Source organism: Streptomyces atriruber, assembly GCF_001418325.1.
Taxonomy (GTDB): domain Bacteria; phylum Actinomycetota; class Actinomycetes; order Streptomycetales; family Streptomycetaceae; genus Streptomyces; species Streptomyces atriruber.
On record NZ_LIPN01000604.1, the window covers coordinates 1 to 1,199 of the forward strand.

The window sequence follows — 1,199 nt, forward strand, 5'->3', positions numbered from 1 at the left end:
AGCGGGCGCGGTACGGGGACAGCACTCGGTTCTTCCTCGTTCTTCCCCAGGTGAGCACCGTCTCTCCCTCGAACATGACAACGATCCACACACGATGCCCCGTTAGTGTGGTGGGTCTGCCCGGNNGGTTCTTCGTTCGCCGGGCAGGCCGCGATACCTGGAGGTACCTGCCGTGTTCCTGTCCGTCCTGTCGGCAGCCGGAACGGACCCGGACGACCCGCAAAAGTCCAAGCCGCCCACGCTCGAGGACGCTCAGGAGAGCGCCACGAACGCGGCGAGCTGGGTCGAGCAGAACTGGTCCACGTGGCTCGGGATCGGGCTGCGCATCGTGCTGATCGTCGCGATAGCGGTCGTCCTGCGCGTCCTGGTGCGCCGCGCCATCACCAAGCTGATAGACCGCATGAACCGCACGGCGCAGGCCGTGGACGGCACCGCGCTCGGCGGGCTCCTGGTGAACGTGGAGCGCCGCCGCCAGCGCTCGCAGGCGATCGGCTCGGTGCTGCGTTCGGTGGCCTCGTTCCTGATCCTCGGCACGGCCGGGCTGATGATCCTCGGCACCTTCGAGATCAACCTGGCGCCGCTGCTCGCCTCCGCGGGCGTGGCGGGCGTCGCGATCGGTTTCGGTGCGCGCAACCTCGTCACCGACTTCCTGTCCGGCGTCTTCATGATCCTGGAGGATCAGTACGGCGTGGGCGACTCGATCGACGCGGGCGTGGCCTCCGGAGAGGTCATAGAGGTCGGCCTGCGCGTGACGAAGCTGCGCGGCGACAACGGCGAGATCTGGTACGTCCGCAACGGCGAGGTCAAGCGCATCGGCAACCTCTCCCAGGGCTGGTCCACGGCGGGCGTCGACGTGACGGTCCGCCCGGACGAGGACCTGGAGAAGGTCAGGACGACGCTGTCGGCCGTCGGCGAGTCCATGGCGAAGGACGAGCCGTGGAACGAGCGGCTGTGGGGCCCGGTGGAGATCCTGGGCCTGGACAGCGTCCTCCTCGACTCGATGGTGATCCGCGTCTCGGCCAAGACGATGCCGGGCCAGTCCCTGGGCGTGGAGCGGGAGCTGCGCTGGCGCATCAAGCGGGCGTTCGACGAGGCGGGCATCCGCATCGTGGGCGGCCTGCCGCTGGCGGTCGAGGAGGACGCGCCCGACCCGTCGGCCGGCGTGGCGGCCCCCTCCGCGTACGCCTCGGCGACGTCCC

Annotated in this window: 1 protein-coding gene; it reads left to right on the forward strand. The window is 69.8% G+C overall.

Annotation, left to right across the window (positions count from 1 at the left end):
• Nucleotides 1–172: 172 nt before the first annotated feature.
• Nucleotides 173–1,199, forward strand: a 1,027-nt coding sequence (locus AOK03_RS39130; RefSeq protein ID WP_055570100.1) for a mechanosensitive ion channel family protein, incomplete at its 3' end; no start/stop codon positions are given.